An 18,533-nucleotide genomic window follows, 5' to 3' on the forward strand; every position below is an offset into this window, starting at 1 on the left:
TTTTATTTCTTCGCCTTCGTCCCTACTAAATCACCAGAAACAACATAACGCTTAGAATTATCCTTCACAGATACACATGTAATAAGCGTTATCTCATCTTTCCCATGATCCTCTACAACTTCCCACTTATCAGGAGTCACTTCAGATACTCCTGTAACTGCATACTCATATTCCTTTTCATTGTCATACAAATAAATTTTATCACCTTTTTTCAAAGAGGCTATATCACTAAATAAAACACCTTTTTTAGACATATTATGTCCTGCTAGTGCGTAATTCCCTTTTCCCATGACTTGACTTTCTTTAACTGTTGCTGCACCTGATAATAAGTTTTTTTCAGTAGAAGCTTTTAAAACAGGAAGTTCTACTGAAACACTTGGAATCGAAATACGGCCAATTACTTGTTTCTTATCTAACGATGCATTCGCTACTTCTGCCAAGTCTGGTTGATTAATTTTTGAAGCATCTACAAATTCCGTCTCATGCTTTTCATAATCCATCTTTTGAACGGCTTGCACATTATCAGTCTGTTTCTTTTCAGCCTGATATCCATCATAAAATGGCTTTCCAATTAAAAAACCACCTACAACAAATAGTAGGATTGCTACTATACTATAAATTCTTTGCTTATTCATATACAATTCCTTTCCCTTACAAAATCTTACTCTATATAAAATGATAAAATAATATCGCTATATGTACAAGTGTAAGCTGAAAAGAAACCTTCTTGCCGGTGCAAGAAGGTTTCTTTTTAAGCTAATTTATTTCTGTATAGGGATATGTGGAAAACTGTCATTTGAATAAAGAAAATAGAAAATAGAATATACAGCGGGTATCCAGGAAGATATTCATTAATAATAGGTGAAAAAGTCAAAAATCCAACTGCACAAGGTAATACAAACCATAATGATACAAATGTTGTTCGACAGGCTTTATCCGTAATCGCTTTTTCACGTTCATCTTCTAGTGGAAATAATAATGGATACATCCAAAAAGATAAATTCTTGTATTTTCTCTTTTGAATTCTATAAAAAATTGTAACTATAATAGCTCCAATAAACAATAAAATGAATGGTACTCCATTAAACCATACTTCAAATGGGAATTTCTCGTTTTTAATTATATCTGCTAACTCTGTAATGACATTATAAAATTCAACAAATGTCCAGCATGCTAACGCAGTATAGAGTACATTTATGATATAAGAAAAACCAATTCTATTCATCCTCTTCCCCCTCCTTATTTAAAACAAACACATCTTCCATCTTTAACTGAAACACATCACAAATCGTAAGTGCTAATAACAATGAAGGAACGTAATCCCCTTTTTCAATTGCTGCAATTGTTTGTCTCGTCACTCCGACTTTTTCCGCTAATACACTTTGTGTGAAATTAAAACGAGCTCTTAATTCCTTCACTCTGTTTAAAATGGTCAATTTTACCACCTCTCACCATCATTGTATGCTAAATTTAACAAAATGTATACTCAACTTAACATTATTTTTATAAAAAAATCCAACCTTACGTATTGTAAAGTTGGATTACGTTTTAGTTTAAAACTGTAACTTTAACTGTTCTTCTACCCCAAGCATTAGCTGTCGCTGAATCCGGCATTAATAAATCAATAATATGACCTTTAATTGCACTACCAGTATCTCCAGCAATCGCTGTTCCATATCCTTCTACATATACAGTAGAACCTAACGGTATAACAGCTGGGTCTACAGCAATTAATTTCATGTTTGGATTTGCAGTTAAATTATGTCCTAGCTTAGATTTTACAGTTTCACCTGCTTTATAGCCATTTTCAGATGGATCAGCTGTATAAGCAGTTGCTGTTACATAAAACTCTTTTCCACCTTGAGCTGGTTTCGTGTCAGGTTTAGACTCTGACGCTGTATTTTTAGCTACAGGCTCTGCCGGCTTAGCTGCTTCTGCGTCTGCTTTCGCTTTCGCTAAAGCTTCTTGTTCAGCCTTTGCAGCTGCTTCTGCTTTTGCACGCTCTTCTGCTGCAATTCTTGCTGCTTCCTGTTCACGAGCAATCGTTTCTTGTACTGCATTCATATTTGATTCAATTTTAGCTTTCTCTTCTGCTGCTAAATTGATTTCGCTTGCAAGCTGATTATATTTAGCTTGAACTGTTTGTAAGTTATCTTGACGTTTTTTCAAGTTATCTTGCAAATCAGCTTGTGCTTTTGCTAATTTTTGCTTATCTACTACTAAAGATGCTTCTTTTTCGTCAATCGCTTTTTTATCTTCTTCAATTTGACGAAGATCTTGCTCTTGTAGACGTAAAATTTCTTTATCTGCATCTAAAATGGTAGATACTGCATTCATACGTTGTATGAAATCAGCAAAGTTCTTTGATTCCACAACAACTTCTACTACTAAACTCGTATTTGAGCTATTTTGAACAGAAACCATACGTTTTTTCATAATATCCTTACGAGCAAGGACTTTATCTTCTAAAACGATAATATCTGCTTTTTTTTGTTCAATCTGCTTATGTGTTTCATCGATTTTACGTTGAATAGCAGCTTGATCCTCTTTATTTTTTGCAATTGTATTATTTAAATTATGTAGTTCGTTTTCGATACCTTGAATTTCTTTAGTAACAGCTTGCTTCTCTTGCTCTTTCTTTTGCATATCTGCATCATTTTGCTGCAATTGCTGTTGCATGTTGTTAAGTTTCTCGTCGTTTGACTCTGCTTTTACAGCGACTGTACTAGAAAGACCTATGATTCCTGCTAATACTAGACTACTGATTCGCTTAAAATAGTTCATAATCCGACTCCCTTCTTATACAGTTATACATGATTTATTTTACAGTTTGTTTACAAAACCATTAAATACAGTTTATTTTTCATGACAAAAAAAAGAGAATTATTAATAAAATGTAATAGATTCTTAAATATTTAACAATTGCTATATTTATAAATTACAAAAGATGCTAAAATCCAAATATAGAGAAAATATAACTTCTAAAGGCGGTTGAAATAAATACAATGTTCACTCAAAAGAAAACACTCCAACATAAAATTGATCAGTTAGAAAATCATATACATGAATTAGAAGCAAAATTAAAACAAAAAGATATTGAAAAACAAGAAATGATTTCTTCTATTCACAATCGTGTACAGAACGTTGTTCAAGAGCATCAACTTGTAAATGCCCAACACCATACACTCCAAAATTTAGTTCAACAATTAAACTCATGTTTTGAAAATGTTTCAACCCGCACGACACATTCCAATGAATTAAATAATGAGATGTTACAAAAAGAACAAAACTTAATTCAATCTATTGAAGAGATTATTGACTGCTCTAATGAAGGAAAAGAATCTGTTCATCGTTTACTCCTTGTAATTAATAAATTAGGTGAACAATCTCAGCGCACTTCTAACAGTATGAATCATTTAAGCGAACGCTCAAAAGAAATCGAGCAAATTGTTGAAGTAATTCAAAACATTGCAGCACAAACAAATTTACTTGCGTTAAATGCAAGTATTGAAGCTGCACGTGCCGGAGAGCATGGTAAAGGGTTCGCTGTTGTTGCCAATGAAGTAAGAAAACTAGCTGAAAGTACGGCAGAAAGTACAAAAAATATCGGCAACTTAACGAAAAAAATTCAAGAAGAAATTGAAAAAGCATACGAAAATACAAAGGATAATTTACATTTGGTCGATGAGGGTGTAGAAATGAGTGCCGATACAAACGCTAGAATCGAAAATATTTTAATCATGATTCAAACGTTACAAAATGGTGCTACAAATGTTATTCAAGCCATCGAAAACCAAAAATCTTGTAATGATGATATATTACGAGAATTTGCAAATACACAACAAATGTTCCAAAAATTAAATACTACTATTATGAACCATATTCATGATGCTGAAAAAATCGATATTCAATTGACTAAAGGTCTTCAAGAAACCGTTGTTTCTCATTAATAATAAAAAACCCTTATAGCGTTATAAGGGTTTTTTATTATATTCCGAATATTTATTTCTTCGCAATATTCATCCATATCTTTGTTATAATGGAAAAGTTGTTTCTTTATACTAATTAACAAGGAGGATGTTATGGAACAATTTTACTACATTTTAAAATATTTAATTCTTGGTCTGTTCCAAGGACTAACAGAACCAATTCCGATTTCTTCAAGTGGTCACCTCGTTTTAGCACAACATTTGCTAGGACTAGAAATAGAAGGGTTTAGCTTTGAACTACTTGTTAATTCAGCTTCACTATTAGCTGTATTACTTATTTATAGAAATGATTTAATTCGTCTAACAAAAAATGGTCTATCTTATATATTTACAAGAGCAGAAGATACAAAATCAGATTTCTTCTTTATTATTTACCTTATTATTGCAACCATTCCAGCAGGTGTAATTGGCGTTTTATTTAAAGATTATATCGATCAATACTTAAAAGGTGTGAAAATGGTTGGGATTTCCCTTCTCATTACTGCTATCGGCCTTTGGATTATTAGAAACTTACGCGGACGTAAAAATGATGGTGACCTTTCTATGAAAGATGCTATCATCGTCGGATTAGCTCAAGCTTGTGCACTAATTCCTGGAATTAGCCGATCTGGTGCTACAATCGTAGCAGCCATGTTACTCGGTATGAAGCAAGAGACCGCTCTTCGTTTCTCATTCTTACTATACATTCCTGTTAGCTTAGGTGGTGTACTATTAAGCATTACAGATATTGCAAAAGATCCTAATCTAGACACATTATTCCTACCATATATCGTTGCATTTATCGCAACATTTATCATGACATATATTTCATTGAAATGGTTTATGAACATTATGGCAAAAGGGAATTTAAAATATTTCTCTTTCTATTGTATTATCGTAGGTACACTTACTATCCTTTTCTTATAAAGTGAACTTACAAATTTAAAGCGAGTCATTCTATTACACTAGAATGGCTCGCTTTTTTATACTTCTATTAAGTTGAAGTACAGTATTTACTTCGAATTTTCCAGATATATACCGCTATTCATTACATTCCTACTTGAGAGTTTTCTAATGTAACATGCAAAAGACCCTCTTACCTTGTCTCATATAGTAAGAGGGCTTTCCTTATGCATAAACTTTCTTTTCTTGACAATACAAACGAATAACATGTTTATTTTGTTGAAATACATCATGCGTTAGACGAATAATAATAAAGTTTCGTTTTGTTTGATCATCATGAACAAAAATCTGTTCACCCTCCTGAAAACGCCATGCACTTTCAAAATTCGTAATATAATCCCCACATACAGAAAAAAGCTCATATCGCATCTCTTGTACCCTCTCTCAACTTACATAAGTATAATATCCTTATATTAAATTCATCACAACTTAATTCATACATTTTTTTTAATTCTTTCTATTTCGAAATATTTTAACTTTGTTTTCAAATCTTTTTGGCGCTATAATGATAAACGAAATTCCATTGAAAGGAGCTCCATTTTGACTGCATATTTATTTCCAGTAAAAACAGCATTTCTTTTATTTCCTTTTTTAGCAATGTTTCTCTTAATCCCTTTTCTAATATTTAATTATCGAAAATATGGTTATTTGAATAAATGGCGCTCATTTATTTTATATTCACTACTACTCTATTTATTAAATGCCTATTTCCTTGTTATTTTGCCATTACCACAAACTTACGATACTTGTAGCCTACAACCGGCTAATACACAACACATGCAACTCTCGCCATTTTATTTCGTACAAGAGATTAGTAATCATACATCGGCAATTTTAACGAAACCAGCTACTTATTTCTACTTATTAAAAGAATCTGCATTTTTACAAGTTGCATTTAACGTTCTATTAACCGTTCCATTCGGTATTTACTTACGTTATTATTTCCGACGTAGTTTCTTACAGACTATTTGTATTTCTTTTTGTCTTTCACTATTTTTCGAGCTAACACAAGTGACTGGACTATACGGTATTTATAATTGTGCATATCGTTTATTTGATATCGACGATTTGTTTTTAAATACAATAGGTGGCGTAATTGGTTTTATCATTGCACCAATATTTACGTACTTCCTTCCAAAAGCAAACGAGTTAGATAGTCATATTGATTTGGAAACGAAACCAGTCGGATTCGTTCGCCGCCTTATCGCGATGCAAATTGATTGGATTTTCTTATCTATCGTTGTACCTGTCATTAAAAACAAAGGAAATTCTTTCTTCATTTCTAATATTCAATCTTACACCAATATCTACGAACTCATTTTCATAACGTGTTCGATTTTTATTTACTTTATTATCATTCCGTACTTTACGAACGGAAAAACAATTGGGAAAGCATTGCTTCGGATTTACGTGAAAGGTAAGTCAGATCGTATTACAATGAGGGAACTATTCATCCGTTACGGTATATTCTACTTTATTTTAGGTGGAATCAATTATATTCTTTCTAGTAGCTCTATCCTAAATCTTACAGAGCCTTTAGTGTTACTAGTTATATTGTTATTCCAATTCGGAATTAACGGTCTATTTATTATTCATGTCTTATTACATGTATTTAGCCGTGATAAGTTACTATTTTATGAGCATATTAGTCAAACAAGAAATGCAATTACACTTAAAAAAGCTGACAAATAATTATTTGTCAGCTTTTTCCACACTCATAAATAGCTTCTCTGCATACGGATTAAAAAACATCCCGGTTTCATCTAGCGACTTTCTCACCTTTAAAAACGAATGAAATTTTGGATATATTTCTTGTAATTGTTCATACGATAAAGTATGCATTTTCCCCCAATGTGGACGCCCTTCATACTTTAAAAAAATTTTCTCCACTTCACCAAAATAAGCAGCGTATTTCATCCCTTTATACATATGAACGGCAATATACGCTGAGTCCCTTCCATACGCTGGACTGAGCCATATATCATCACCTTTCACATAGCGGCATTCAATCGGGAAGTGCACCTTATACTTTTTCTTTTCAATAAGATTTGAAATCTCTTCTACAACAATCCTCATATGCTTTGAAGGAACGCTGTACTCCATTTCATAAAATGGAACCGTACGCGCTGTTGCAAACACTTGATAGCTGGGACCAATTATTTTTGTGTTTGGTACAGCCTTAGCTGATAATTGGCTTACTCCTTTACTTATAGAAGGAAACCATTTACACCCTTTAGATAACAAAGAGAACATCCTATTTTCAAGTAACTCCACCTTTAATTTATGCCACTTCAAATCAGTTCCTTTACTAGTTGTTTCATTTGTAAATTTCACTTGTACTTCATCTGAATAAGGAAAAACGAAAAATTCAAAATGGCGATTCTCCTTATATTCTTCTAGCTTGTTCATTACAGTAGATAGTGACTGTTTTTCACTTTCATAAACGAGCGAATACGCTGGAAGAACCTTTAATTTTACCTTTACAATGATACCTAGCATTCCAAGCGATAATTGAAATGCTTTCCAATATTCCACATTCTCAGTTTCCGAACAAACTATACTCTCACCTGTGGATAAAACGGCTGTAATCTCTATAACTTGTGTTGATAAACTCCCAAAGGTAACACCCGTCCCATGAGTCCCCGTACTAATCGCTCCCGCAATAGATTGCGAATCAATATCCCCTAAATTTTCTTGTGCATAACCTTTTTCCTCAAGTAACTTTCCTAAATCATGTAACTTTGTCCCTGCCCACATTTCAACAGTCATCTTCTCTGCATCAATATTCGTAATGCCCTTCAATTCATCTAAAGAAACTAAAATCTCTTCCGTTTGCACAAGAGGCGTAAAAGAATGCCCTGAACCAACAACACGAATTTTCCTCCCTGTTTTTCGTGCAATTCCCACAGCTTCTACTACATCTTGTATACTTTCTGGATACATCGTATAATGCGGGGTTCCTTCTACATTCCCCGTCCAATTTCTCCATTTTTGTCCCTCTATAGAAAGCATTGGCCATCCCCCCGATATGTTGAATACTCCCCAACAATCTCCCCTTGTTTCACACGATATAAAACAGAAAAACGCTCACATAATTCCCCAGCTTTACTATGACGAAACAATATAGAATCTCCTATATCCACTCGTTCCTTACCTTTATAATGAACGGGGGTTTGCACCTCACCAGCACCTTCTAAAGCTAATAGTTTTGCACCACTCGGCCTCCAAACCTCAGGTTCTTTATCTTTGCCAACTGCACCTGAAGCAATATATCCACCACCTAGGCAAGTATAGATAAACGGAGCTGGTTTACGTACAACTGGTAAAGCAAATCCAACGGCTGGATGAAATTGTACTTCTTTATAGTAATCAAACAGTTTTGGGGAATAAAAAGCAGAACCTATTGTAATTTCTGAAACTGAGTTATCTTGCTCAGTTGTTTTTATACTACCTGTTCCTCCTCCATTTACAAACCTTAATTCAATACCAAGATTTTGTATTTCTTTTACAATACATCCTCTTCTCTCTTTAACTTCTAACACTGATTTCTTCTTTAAATACGAGATCACCTTACTTTTCATCCATTGATTCGGTATATGATCCCCAACTCCAGCAATTTGTGCTTCATACCCCATTAAGCCGTCCAATATTAAATATGATGAGTCCTTTATCTTCTCTACTATTTTCAAAGTACCCTGTACATCTTTTACTGGGGATCTTTTCACCCCAAAATGAAATTTTAAAAAACGACTACTCATATCAATATCCAAACAAACTCGAAAACACCCACTAGACGCTTCAGCAATCTTCTCTAAATAAGTAATGTGTTCTTCACAATCCACCATGCATGTAATAATAAAACCTTGCTTTGTAAGCAAACTAATTTCATGTAAAGCTCGTTCATCATAGGCAGGGTATCCTAACAACAAATCATTAAACCCTTGTTCAATTAAAAATAAAGCTTCTCTAGGTGAAAAACACATAATACCTTGAAATCGATCATTTTCAGCTAAAATTCTTTTCATAATTGGGACGGATCGTAATGATTTACTCGCTATACGAATCTTTTTATTTCCACTTAGCTTTATAATCGATTGAACGTTCCCCTCTAAAGCCACTTCATCCAAAAATGCACACGGTAATGGAACTTCTTTAAAAATTCCTCGATCCACATTTTTCTCTCCTCTTCTATATATGTCTTATACATATTGGAAAGAAAGAATGATTTTCCTGTTTTCAAATAAAAAAAGTTTCTTCTGCACGAAGAAACTTTTTTTGAGAGATGCTCTATTTTGACATTTGACCTTCTTCAAAGACTTAACGATTTCCGTACGTATCAAACCAAAGCTGAATATATCCAGCCGTTACACGCTGCGCTTCCATTAATCGCTTACCAGTCATTGGTGTAACTTCAGCACGCCATTTATCTGCATACTCTTGTGATACAGCTGCTCTCACGAACCAATCTTTCGTATTATCATTTAAAATGCCAGCGTAATCCTGTTTCGCTACTACTGCCGCTCCATGAATCCAATCTTCTGGATTTGTACCTTTCCAGTTCCAATATCCATTTCCATCCGTTACTTTATAATTATCTTTTATCGTATCTACAAAGTTTTCATATTTAGAATGGAACCCTTGTGGATACGAAAGATTTGTAAAGTTTGCTGCATGCATCGGTTGATTTACATCCCCTAAATAATGAAGAGATAATCCTAAATAGAAGAATGCTTGTTTCATATCTTTATTTTTATATGACTCACCAGCTAGTTTGAAATATTTAGCACCTGTTTCCTTTGCCTGCTTTGCAAATGGAATATACGTTTTTCCATTGTCTGGATCATAGAAGTGTGAAGCAAATGTGCTATTATCATAATAAGGATTTTCATAGTCAGCAGCATAAATACCATTCTCTAATTCCGTACGCCATTCATTTAATAATGCAACTTGATCTTGTTTTACGAGTGTTGTATTACGAGACATAATATCAATTGCACGGTTTACAATCCATAAATGAGAATTTACACCTTCTTTATGTTTATCTTCAGCAGACCAGCGCGGAATAACGCCAACTCTCTGTCCTCCATCGTTTTCATGAGCAAATGCCACGCTTTGTAATGGCGTCACTAACGTAATAGCTGCTGCTAAAACAAGAACTTTCTTTTTCATTTGAAATCCTCCATTTTATAATTAATTTATTGTAAATAGTTTGTTAGAATTCTACGATATCTTCCGGTTAACCTATGACTAGAATATCCCACCTTTCATTGAAATTCTATCATTAAATCGAAATATGCAAATGTTCATATCATTATAACTTTATACATTGTGAATATAATGAACACGCTTTTATTTTAATAAAATATTATTAAGCTACTGCAAATGCTTGTCTAAAGTAATGTAAAAAAAGAGTAAAGCAATTAATCGCTTTACTCTTTTTTTCTCTTCGATAGTATACTTGGCAATTGCACATTAACTGCCAACTTATGTATAAATCCAAACACTAATCCGATCCCTATAAATATGTATAATATTGTAAATATCTTTCCGAAGTCAGTTTGAGGACTGAAATTTCCATCCCCAACAGTAGTCAGCGTCACGACACTAAAATATAAAGCATCAAGAGGACGTAATCCCTCCACCGTGCTATAAAAGATCGTACCAGATATTAAAGTCAAAATTGTTAATACGAATAAAACTTGAAATTCTTTATCTTTCCACGCTCGTAAACAAGCTTTTAGCATCCGTTTCAATGTCAACATAAATGAAAGCATTAAACTTCCCCTTCCAAACAAAATACCTTTAGTCAAAAGAAAGTCTATCACCTTTCTGTATAGAAAAAAAGTAGCCCTCTTCTATTTCTAGAAAAGGGCTACTTTCTATCATTCTATATTATTTAGGTGAAACAAGAATTTTCACTTGTGTTTTATCTTTTACAAGCGCTTCAAATCCTTCTTCTACAACTTGATCGACTGTAATTTTTTTCGTAATTAACTGCTCTGCTTGAATTTGACCAGAGCTAATTAATTTAATGACAGCTGGGAATATATGACGATATCCTAAAATACCAATAACTTCTTTTTCTTTTAATACTAAGTTATTTGGAGTAATTGTTGCGTCTTTTTCCCATACACTAACGATAACAGTTTGTCCTTCAAAGCTTGTACTTTCAATTGCTTGGCGAAGTACAACTTCCACACCTGTTACTTCAAAGCTAATATTTACACCTAAACCATTTGTTAAGTTACGAATTTCAGCTAACACATCTTGAGTTGCTGGATTTAATACGTAATCAGCACCTGCTAATTTCGCTAACTCTTGACGTTCTTTAGAAAGCTCAACTGCGATAACAGGAGTTGCTCCTGCTGCTTTAGCTGCTTGGATAACAAGAAGTCCAATTGGACCACAACCAAATACCGCTACAGCTTCCCCTTCTTTTAACTTACTTTGACGTACTGCATGAACTGCTACTGCTGCTGGTTCTACAAGCGCACCTTGTTCATACGTCATTTCATCTGGGATATGGTGAACCATATTTTCTGGTACTACTGTATATTCAGAGAAACCGCCGCCTTCCCCGCCAAGACCGTGGAAAACAAGCTGTTCACAAACATTGTAATGTCCATGTTTACAAGCTTCACATTTACCACAAGAATAAATCGGTTCTACAACAACGCGGTCTCCCACTTTATGAGATGTAACTCCTTCACCAATTTCTACTACCTCACCACTAAACTCATGACCTAAAATAACCGGTGCTTTTACGTGTGTTAATGGATGTTCTTCTGTCGGAATAAAGATAGGCCCTGCTAAATATTCATGCAAGTCTGTTCCGCAAATACCACACCATTTAACTTTAATCTTAACTGCTCCTGGTCGTACAGTTGGTTCTGGTACTTCTTCTACTCGTACATCACGTTGATTATGCCAAAGTAATGCTTTCATTTTATACATCCCTCTCTATGTATATAATTAACCTAGTGAAGTTTACAAATCCATTATAATACTTCCATCCATATATTTCAAAAAAACAATCTCGTTTCCACTAATTTTTAACAAATAACGTTCACTATTTTGTCACTTTGTACTTTTTTCCACATCTGTTAATTCAATTTCATTGCAGTTAAAATTAGCATTATGCCATAATAGCATAGGAGAGGTGAATATCGCTTGAAATATTTTATTTACTTTATTGTTATCGTGGCGTTTTTCGATACATTTTCACAATTACCTATTATGAGTACTTTCGCTCAAAGTCTTGGAGGAACTCCTCTTATTATTGGGCTAGTTGTCGGTATGTACTCATTCGCTAATATGATTGGTAATATTATTGCTGGCGCTGCCGTCGATAAATTTGGCTCAAAAAAAATACTTTATATAAGCATGGGAATTACGAGTTTCATAGTCTTGTTATACACCGTTGTTCAAAGTGGTGAACAACTATTAGTTGTGCGCTTTATGCACGGTTTTAGTGACGGATTTTTAATTCCGGCTGCCTTTACGTTTTTATCAAAGCAAACAAATTCAGCAAAGCAAGGTAAGGCAATGGCTCTATCTGGTGCTGCTGTTGGAACAGCGGCAATCGTAGGACCTGCTTTCAGCGGCATTATGAAAGCAACTGCTGGTATAGAGTGGGTGTTCATTACGATTTCTATTTTAATGGCCCTTGGTACAATCGTATCTCTATTCTTCTTACCAAATAACGTATCAAGAAAAGATACATCAAGAACACAAATGATGAACAAAGAAGATATGATTGAACTATTGAAATCAGAACCGTTGTTACAAGCATATATCGGCGCTTTCACATTAATGTTTTCACAAGGAATTGTCACGTATATGTTACCAGTAAAAGTTGAGGCGCTAGCACTTAAAGCATCTACAACCGGTATGATGTTAAGTGTATTCGGAATTACCGCTATCCTCTTCTTCTTACTGCCAACAAATCGTATTTACGATCGATTTAATCGTTCAAAACTAATGCTAATCGGAATTGCAGTAATGGCACTAGCATTATCTTTACTCGGATTATTTGCAACAAAAGGCATGCTCTTTATCGTTATGATGATTTATGGAATTGGATTCGCTATCCTCTTCCCAGCAATTAATGCTTTACTTGTTGAAAATACGACAGATGATAATCGCGGGAAAGCATTCGGATTGTTTTATGCCTTCTTCTCATTAGGCGTTGTTGCTGGATCCTTTACAGTTGGAGCAATCGGAGCATCTCCTAGTGCTAGCTTCGTTATCGGAACTGCATTCTTATTAACATTTGCTGGAATGATTTATGTAAGAAGCAAAGTAAAAAAGACAATGATGGGCTAATTCCATCATTGTCTTTTTTTAAAATGCATATTCATATAACCCGTAATATAATGGCAGAGTTGGGATCATACCAATTAATTTGAATATAAAAGGCAACGCTTCATCCTTCTCTTCATATAAACGAAAAACAAAAACTGCACTCAAAGTCCAAATAACACTAAACACGAAGATACATTTCCAAACGATTTGGTTTAATATCTCTACATCAAAGACAAAACCAAATAGCCCTATCCATGTGATAATAGATACTACAAAATCAAACTTTTGAATTGGTGTTTGAAACATCCCTCTTACTAACGAAATAATAGCTAATATCGCTACAATTACTAAATAGATTTTCCACAACATAATGATAAGCTCCTATTCAATTCAACCTTTAACTTTCAACAAACCATATTTAATAAACAATATGGCATTATATTTTTCATAGAAATAATACAATGGATAACAAAATAAGAAGAAAATAAGTACAGTTGGTACATTGTCTATAAGAGAAAAATATTTCACTAATAATTCCTTAATACTCTCTCCAATAATAATAAACAGTGGGATTATACAAATCGCCGCTAATATTAAACATGGCGTTATTCTCATTTCCTTTAGCTTCACCTTACAATGTGGACACCTTAATGAAAAAGGATGCGGGATATCGATAATACGTTGTGCAGTAATAGCTCCTTCACATTGTGGACATGCAATTGTTTCTTTCATTTATAGCTCACCCCCTTTCTATCTGTTAAATGAAACTATAATCAGTGGTTTTTTTGTTTATCCCCACTAATTATTAGTTGAACCCATCGGGCATTAATGGGCAGCCTGACTCCCACCTAACTTCTTTGCTCCAGCCGAATTTTGAGGTGGAGGTTTTACTGCATACAAATAGCGGGATAAAAAAGAGCTCTATCGAATAGAGCTCTTTTTTGCTTAATATATTACTTTTGTGTATCGCCAAATAACAATGTAAATAAATTGTACTGTAAAAGCAATATCCTATCTCTTCTTTTAAAAAGAAAGTTTATAAATACCGACGATACTTCGACAATTTCCTCGGAAATATTTCTTTTCCCCACATAATTTGATACACTACACATGAATCAAAAGTTGTATTACATGAGCTAAAATAATAACTTACTGTACAAATTAAAAAGGTAACACTTAAAATATTCCGAAAACTCTACCGAATAAAAAAAGAACCCGAGTTACTTAAACTCGGGTTCTCCATTTCATATTATTTCTCTTGTGTTTTTTCCCAGTCAGCTAAGAATTTTTCAATTCCTTGATCTGTTAATGGGTGCTTCACTAATGAAGCAATTACGTTTGCTGGGATTGTTGCAATATGTGCACCATTTAATGCTGCGTCAGTTACGTGAACGCTGTGGCGTACAGATGCTGCGATAATTTCTGTTTCAATACCGTGAATTGCAAAGATTTCTGCGATTTGGCGAATTAAGTCCATACCGTTGTGACCGATATCATCTAGGCGACCTAAGAATGGTGAAACATATGTCGCACCAGCACGAGCTGCAAGTAATGCTTGAACTGCTGAGAATACTAATGTAACGTTTGTACGAATTCCTAAATCAGAGAATGCTTTTACTGCTTTTAAACCTTCTGTTGTCATTGGAACTTTTACAACAACGTTTGGAGCGATTTTTGCTAACTCTTTTCCTTCTTCAATCATTTTATCAGCTTCTAAGCTAATTACTTCTGCACTTACAGGACCTTCAATAAAGCTGCAAATTTCACGAATACGCTCATGGAAATCTACGCCTTCTTTTGCTACAAGTGATGGATTTGTCGTTACTCCAGCTACTACACCTAATGCATTTGCCTCTTTAATTTCGTTAATGTTTGCTGTATCAATAAAAAATTTCATTTGTTATTCTTCCTTCCTAATTTTCATTTTATATTTAGTTTTTCTTAATAAGCTCTAATTCAATCGGAATAAATTTGTCCACTTTTTTACCTTGTGTTATTTCTTTTGCTGTTTCCATCGCCTTCTCTCCGATTAATTCCGGTTTTTGAGCGACTGTTGCTGCCATGCGCCCATCGTTAACCGCTTTTACAGCATCGTCCGTTGCATCAAATCCAACAACGACTACATCCGTTTTACCAGCAGATTTTAATGCCTCAAGTGCACCTAATGCCATTTCATCGTTATGAGCAAACACTGCTTTTATATCGCTATTTGCTTGCAAAATATTTTCCATAACGGATAATCCTTTTGCACGATCGAAATCAGCTGCTTGTTTTGCTACTACTTTTAAAGACTTATCAGCTACGTTATGGAATCCTTTCCCACGCTCACGAGCAGCAGAAGATCCAGGGATTCCTTCTAACTCAGCCACGTTTGCTCCCTCGCCAACTAATTCATGAATGTAATCACTAGCCATTTGACCACCTTCAATATTATTTGAAGCGATGTGAGAAACAACTTTACCTGAATTCGCAACTCGGTCTACTGTAATAACAGGAACATTCGCTGCATTAGCCGCACTAACTGCTGAAGCAACAGCATCTGAATCGGTTGGATTAATGACAACTACATCGACGCCTTTTTGAATTAAATCTTCAACATCATTTGTTTGCTTTGCTGCATCGTTTTGCGCATCAACAGCAATCAATTCAATGCCGCTTTCTTTCGCTTTCTTTTCTGCACCCTTTTTCAAGGTTACGAAAAAGGGATTATTTAAAGTTGATACAGAAAATCCAACTTTAATAGTTTTATTTCGACCTTTATCGCTAGAATCCTTTGCCCATTCTGGCGGTTCCATGGAACAACCAGCAGTAACTACCATGATGCATGCAACGAGTATAAGTAACCATTTCTTCATGAACTGTCCCTCCATTACGCTTCTTTTCGACGATCAATTAGTACAGCTAGTAAGATTACAAGTCCTTTTACAACTTGTTGGAAGAAAGAAGATACACCTAATAAATTTAAACCGTTATTTAGTACTCCGATAATAAGTACACCGATGAATGTACCAACAATCCATCCTCTTCCTCCAGAAAGACTTGTCCCTCCTAATACAACTGCTGCAATTGCATCTAATTCGTAAGAAGTACCCGCAGTCGGCTGTGCAGAATCTAGTCGTGATGTCAAGATAATACCTGCAAGCGCCGCCAAAGTTCCGGAAAGACCGTAAATCATAATTTTAATTCTCGTAACATTAATACCTGATAGTGCCGCTGCCTCTTCATTCCCACCAATCGCAAATGTACGGCGACCAAATGTTGTTTTTTTCAAAATAAAGTACAGTACTGCGAAAGCGATCATCATTGTAACGGCTGGTACAGGAATACCAAGGAAATAACCACGGCCAAACATTTGGAACATTAAATGATCACCAAGACCAGTGATCGGACGTCCGTCCATATAAACAAGCGTCAACCCGCGAAAAATAGTCATTGTTGCTAAAGTTGCAATAAATGGAGCTACCTTTCCCTTCGCAATAATGATACCGTTTACAATACCCATTGCAAAACCAGCTAACAATCCAACTGCCATTGCAAGGAACGGGTCCATGCCACTTGCCATCATTCCAGCAACAAGTGCACTTGATAATGCTAAAATAGAACCTACCGATAAGTCAATACCCCCTGTTAAAATTACGAAGGTCATTCCGAATGCAATGAGTGCATTAATCGATACTTGACGCAGTATATTAAATAAATTTGGAATTTCAATAAATGCCGGATTTAAAGCTGTAATTACTACGATAATTAACACTAAACCGATTAAAGAACCTAGTTGTTGTAATACATTCCCCTTCTTAGCCATACCTTATTCTCCCCCTGTTGCTAGTGCCATAATAGACTCTTGCGATGCCTGATCTTTCTCTAAAATACCACCGATTTTCCCTTCATGAATGACAAGAACACGATCACTCATCCCTAAAACTTCTGGAAGCTCAGACGATACCATAATAACGGCATCTCCTTGCTCGGTAAGCTTATTCATAATAGAGTAAATTTCTTTTTTAGCCCCAACATCTACACCTCTTGTTGGTTCATCTAATATGAGTAACTGTGGATGAATACCTAGCCACTTTGCAATTACAATCTTTTGCTGATTTCCACCTGAAAGAGATTTCACCGCTTGCTCTCCATTTGCTGCTTTCACATTAAGGAGCTTCATCATATCCTCTGTAAATTGCTGTTCTAAGCCTTTATTAACAACGCTTCCCTTTGAGAGACTTTCTAAGTTTGGTAATGCTAAATTTTCACGGATGGAAAAATCTAACACTAACCCTTCTGATTTTCTATCCTCTGTAATAAAAGCAATTCGTTGTCTAATTGCATCAATTGGACTATCAATTTTCACTTCTTGTCCATTCATAAAAATTTGTCCTGAGTCGAGCGGTTCATATCCAAATATTGCTTTCATGATATCCGTACGACCAGCTCCCATCAAACCAGCAACACCAAGGATTTCACCTTTTCTAACTTGAAACGAAACATTTTCAAATTTTCCTTTTTTCGTTCCATTGCGCATTTCAAAAATCACTTCACCAATTTGACTATTGCGCTCTGGATAACGTTCACCAATACTACGGCCCACCATCATACTAACTACTTCATCAAATGACGTTTCTGGAATTAATCTTTTCCCTACATATTCTCCATCACGTAAAATGGTAATAGCGTCACATATTGAGAAAATCTCTTCCATACGGTGTGAAATGTAAACGAATGAAACGCCCTCTTTGCGCAATTTATTAATAACAATGAATAACGTTTCAATTTCGCGATCCGTCAGTGCCGCTGTAGGCTCATCCATAATAATAACGCTCGCATTTGTCATTAATGCTTTCGCGATTTCAATAATTTGCTGTTGTCCAACTGATAATTCACCCGCTAGCATAGCACCTCTCACATGTAAACCAAGATTCGCTAACTGCTGTTGGGCAATTGCATTCATTTGACGTGTGCGTAAAATACCAGTTTTACCATACATTAACTCTTTACCAAGAAACATATTTTCAGCTACTGTTAAATTTGGCAATATGTTCAGTTCTTGATGTATAAATGCAATACCATACTCTTCAGCTTCTTTCGCATTTTTAAAAGTACGTTCTTGTCCATCAATCGTGACTGCTCCACCATCTTTTGTATATACACCTGTTAAAATCTTCATGAGCGTTGATTTACCCGCTCCATTTTCCCCCATCAATGCATGGACTTCTCCTGTTTCAATCATAAACTGTGCATTTTTCAAAACAGGATTTCCATTGAACGCCTTTGAAATGTTTTTCATTTCAATACGCATTCTCA

General features: G+C 34.9%; 20 protein-coding genes. 4 read left to right on the forward strand and 16 right to left on the reverse strand.

Translation table 11 applies throughout. The features are described 5' to 3' along the window. Positions 1-2 precede the first annotated feature (2 nt). From COI75_RS02745 to COI75_RS02760, 4 genes are all read right to left on the reverse strand, one after another. Entirely contained in the window at positions 3-635 is a 633-nt protein-coding gene (locus COI75_RS02745) for a class A sortase (protein ID WP_001041712.1), read from the reverse strand. 116 nt (positions 636-751) lie between these two features. Beyond that, positions 752-1,225 carry a hypothetical protein gene (locus COI75_RS02750; protein WP_001079694.1) on the reverse strand — a complete coding sequence of 158 codons (474 nt, stop codon included), beginning with the start codon at positions 1,223-1,225 and terminating at the stop codon, positions 752-754. Then, positions 1,218-1,436 (reverse strand): helix-turn-helix transcriptional regulator, encoded by a 219-nt coding sequence (locus tag COI75_RS02755; RefSeq protein WP_000154019.1) that lies wholly within the window; start codon positions 1,434-1,436, stop codon positions 1,218-1,220. Before COI75_RS02755 ends, COI75_RS02750 begins: the two co-directional genes overlap by 8 nt. A gap of 112 nt (positions 1,437-1,548) precedes the next feature. Beyond that, entirely contained in the window at positions 1,549-2,784 is a 1,236-nt protein-coding gene (locus COI75_RS02760) for a 3D domain-containing protein (protein ID WP_001105805.1), read from the reverse strand. A gap of 485 nt (positions 2,785-3,269) precedes the next feature. On the opposite strand from COI75_RS02760, the gene COI75_RS02765 reads away from it, so the two are divergent. Further along, positions 3,270-3,950, forward strand: coding sequence for a methyl-accepting chemotaxis protein (locus COI75_RS02765; protein WP_430794636.1), 681 nt, complete (start codon positions 3,270-3,272; stop codon positions 3,948-3,950). A 132-nt stretch (positions 3,951-4,082) separates the two neighbouring features. Further along, a complete protein-coding gene (locus tag COI75_RS02770; RefSeq protein ID WP_000434775.1) occupies positions 4,083-4,895 on the forward strand; it encodes an undecaprenyl-diphosphate phosphatase in 813 nt (270 codons plus the stop codon). 201 nt (positions 4,896-5,096) lie between these two features. Here the strand turns inward: COI75_RS02770 and COI75_RS02775 are convergent, their stop codons facing one another. Further along, entirely contained in the window at positions 5,097-5,300 is a 204-nt protein-coding gene (locus COI75_RS02775; RefSeq protein WP_001268324.1) for a hypothetical protein, read from the reverse strand. A gap of 171 nt (positions 5,301-5,471) precedes the next feature. Here COI75_RS02775 and COI75_RS02780 point away from each other — a divergent pair, with 171 nt between their 5' ends. Continuing rightward, entirely contained in the window at positions 5,472-6,623 is a 1,152-nt protein-coding gene (locus tag COI75_RS02780) for a VanZ family protein (protein WP_000128053.1), read from the forward strand. On the opposite strand, the gene COI75_RS02785 is transcribed toward COI75_RS02780, so the two are convergent. The 5 genes from COI75_RS02785 to bdhA all read right to left on the reverse strand — a co-directional run bounded on the left by COI75_RS02785 (position 6,624) and on the right by bdhA (position 11,876). Then, positions 6,624-7,943 carry a D-arabinono-1,4-lactone oxidase gene (locus tag COI75_RS02785; RefSeq protein ID WP_000948674.1) on the reverse strand — a complete coding sequence of 440 codons (1,320 nt, stop codon included), beginning with the start codon at positions 7,941-7,943 and terminating at the stop codon, positions 6,624-6,626. Continuing rightward, positions 7,931-9,103, reverse strand: coding sequence for an amino acid deaminase/aldolase (locus COI75_RS02790; protein ID WP_000373781.1), 1,173 nt, complete (start codon positions 9,101-9,103; stop codon positions 7,931-7,933). Before COI75_RS02790 ends, COI75_RS02785 begins: the two co-directional genes overlap by 13 nt. 145 nt (positions 9,104-9,248) lie before the next feature. Beyond that, a complete protein-coding gene (gene cerA, locus COI75_RS02795; protein WP_098448222.1) occupies positions 9,249-10,100 on the reverse strand; it encodes a phospholipase CerA in 852 nt (283 codons plus the stop codon). Positions 10,101-10,360: 260 nt separating this feature from the next. Then, positions 10,361-10,705, reverse strand: a complete 345-nt coding sequence (locus tag COI75_RS02800; protein ID WP_000948242.1) for a potassium channel family protein — start codon at positions 10,703-10,705, stop codon at positions 10,361-10,363. A gap of 118 nt (positions 10,706-10,823) precedes the next feature. Further along, positions 10,824-11,876, reverse strand: coding sequence for a (R,R)-butanediol dehydrogenase (gene bdhA, locus COI75_RS02805; protein ID WP_000645836.1), 1,053 nt, complete (start codon positions 11,874-11,876; stop codon positions 10,824-10,826). Between the two features lie 225 nt (positions 11,877-12,101). On the opposite strand from bdhA, the gene COI75_RS02810 reads away from it, so the two are divergent. Continuing rightward, positions 12,102-13,256: an MFS transporter gene (locus COI75_RS02810; RefSeq protein WP_000873229.1), complete on the forward strand. Its 1,155-nt coding sequence runs from the start codon at positions 12,102-12,104 to the stop codon at positions 13,254-13,256. An 18-nt stretch (positions 13,257-13,274) separates the two neighbouring features. On the opposite strand, the gene COI75_RS02815 is transcribed toward COI75_RS02810, so the two are convergent. The 6 genes from COI75_RS02815 to rbsA form a co-directional block, all read right to left on the reverse strand. After that, positions 13,275-13,604: a hypothetical protein gene (locus tag COI75_RS02815; RefSeq protein ID WP_000964459.1), complete on the reverse strand. Its 330-nt coding sequence runs from the start codon at positions 13,602-13,604 to the stop codon at positions 13,275-13,277. Between the two features lie 21 nt (positions 13,605-13,625). Continuing rightward, positions 13,626-13,967, reverse strand: a complete 342-nt coding sequence (locus COI75_RS02820) for a hypothetical protein (RefSeq protein ID WP_000665285.1) — start codon at positions 13,965-13,967, stop codon at positions 13,626-13,628. A gap of 517 nt (positions 13,968-14,484) precedes the next feature. Further along, a complete protein-coding gene (fsa, locus tag COI75_RS02825) occupies positions 14,485-15,132 on the reverse strand; it encodes a fructose-6-phosphate aldolase (RefSeq protein ID WP_000667666.1) in 648 nt (215 codons plus the stop codon). Between the two features lie 34 nt (positions 15,133-15,166). Next, positions 15,167-16,090: a ribose ABC transporter substrate-binding protein RbsB gene (gene rbsB, locus COI75_RS02830; RefSeq protein ID WP_000758997.1), complete on the reverse strand. Its 924-nt coding sequence runs from the start codon at positions 16,088-16,090 to the stop codon at positions 15,167-15,169. 14 nt (positions 16,091-16,104) lie between these two features. Continuing rightward, positions 16,105-17,040: an ABC transporter permease subunit gene (locus COI75_RS02835; protein ID WP_001074639.1), complete on the reverse strand. Its 936-nt coding sequence runs from the start codon at positions 17,038-17,040 to the stop codon at positions 16,105-16,107. Positions 17,041-17,043: 3 nt separating this feature from the next. Next, positions 17,044-18,528 (reverse strand): ribose ABC transporter ATP-binding protein RbsA, encoded by a 1,485-nt coding sequence (rbsA, locus tag COI75_RS02840; RefSeq protein WP_001217689.1) that lies wholly within the window; start codon positions 18,526-18,528, stop codon positions 17,044-17,046. Positions 18,529-18,533 lie beyond the last annotated feature (5 nt).

The sequence above is a fragment of the Bacillus cereus genome, assembly GCF_002564555.1.
In the GTDB taxonomy this organism is placed as follows: domain Bacteria; phylum Bacillota; class Bacilli; order Bacillales; family Bacillaceae_G; genus Bacillus_A; species Bacillus_A cereus_K.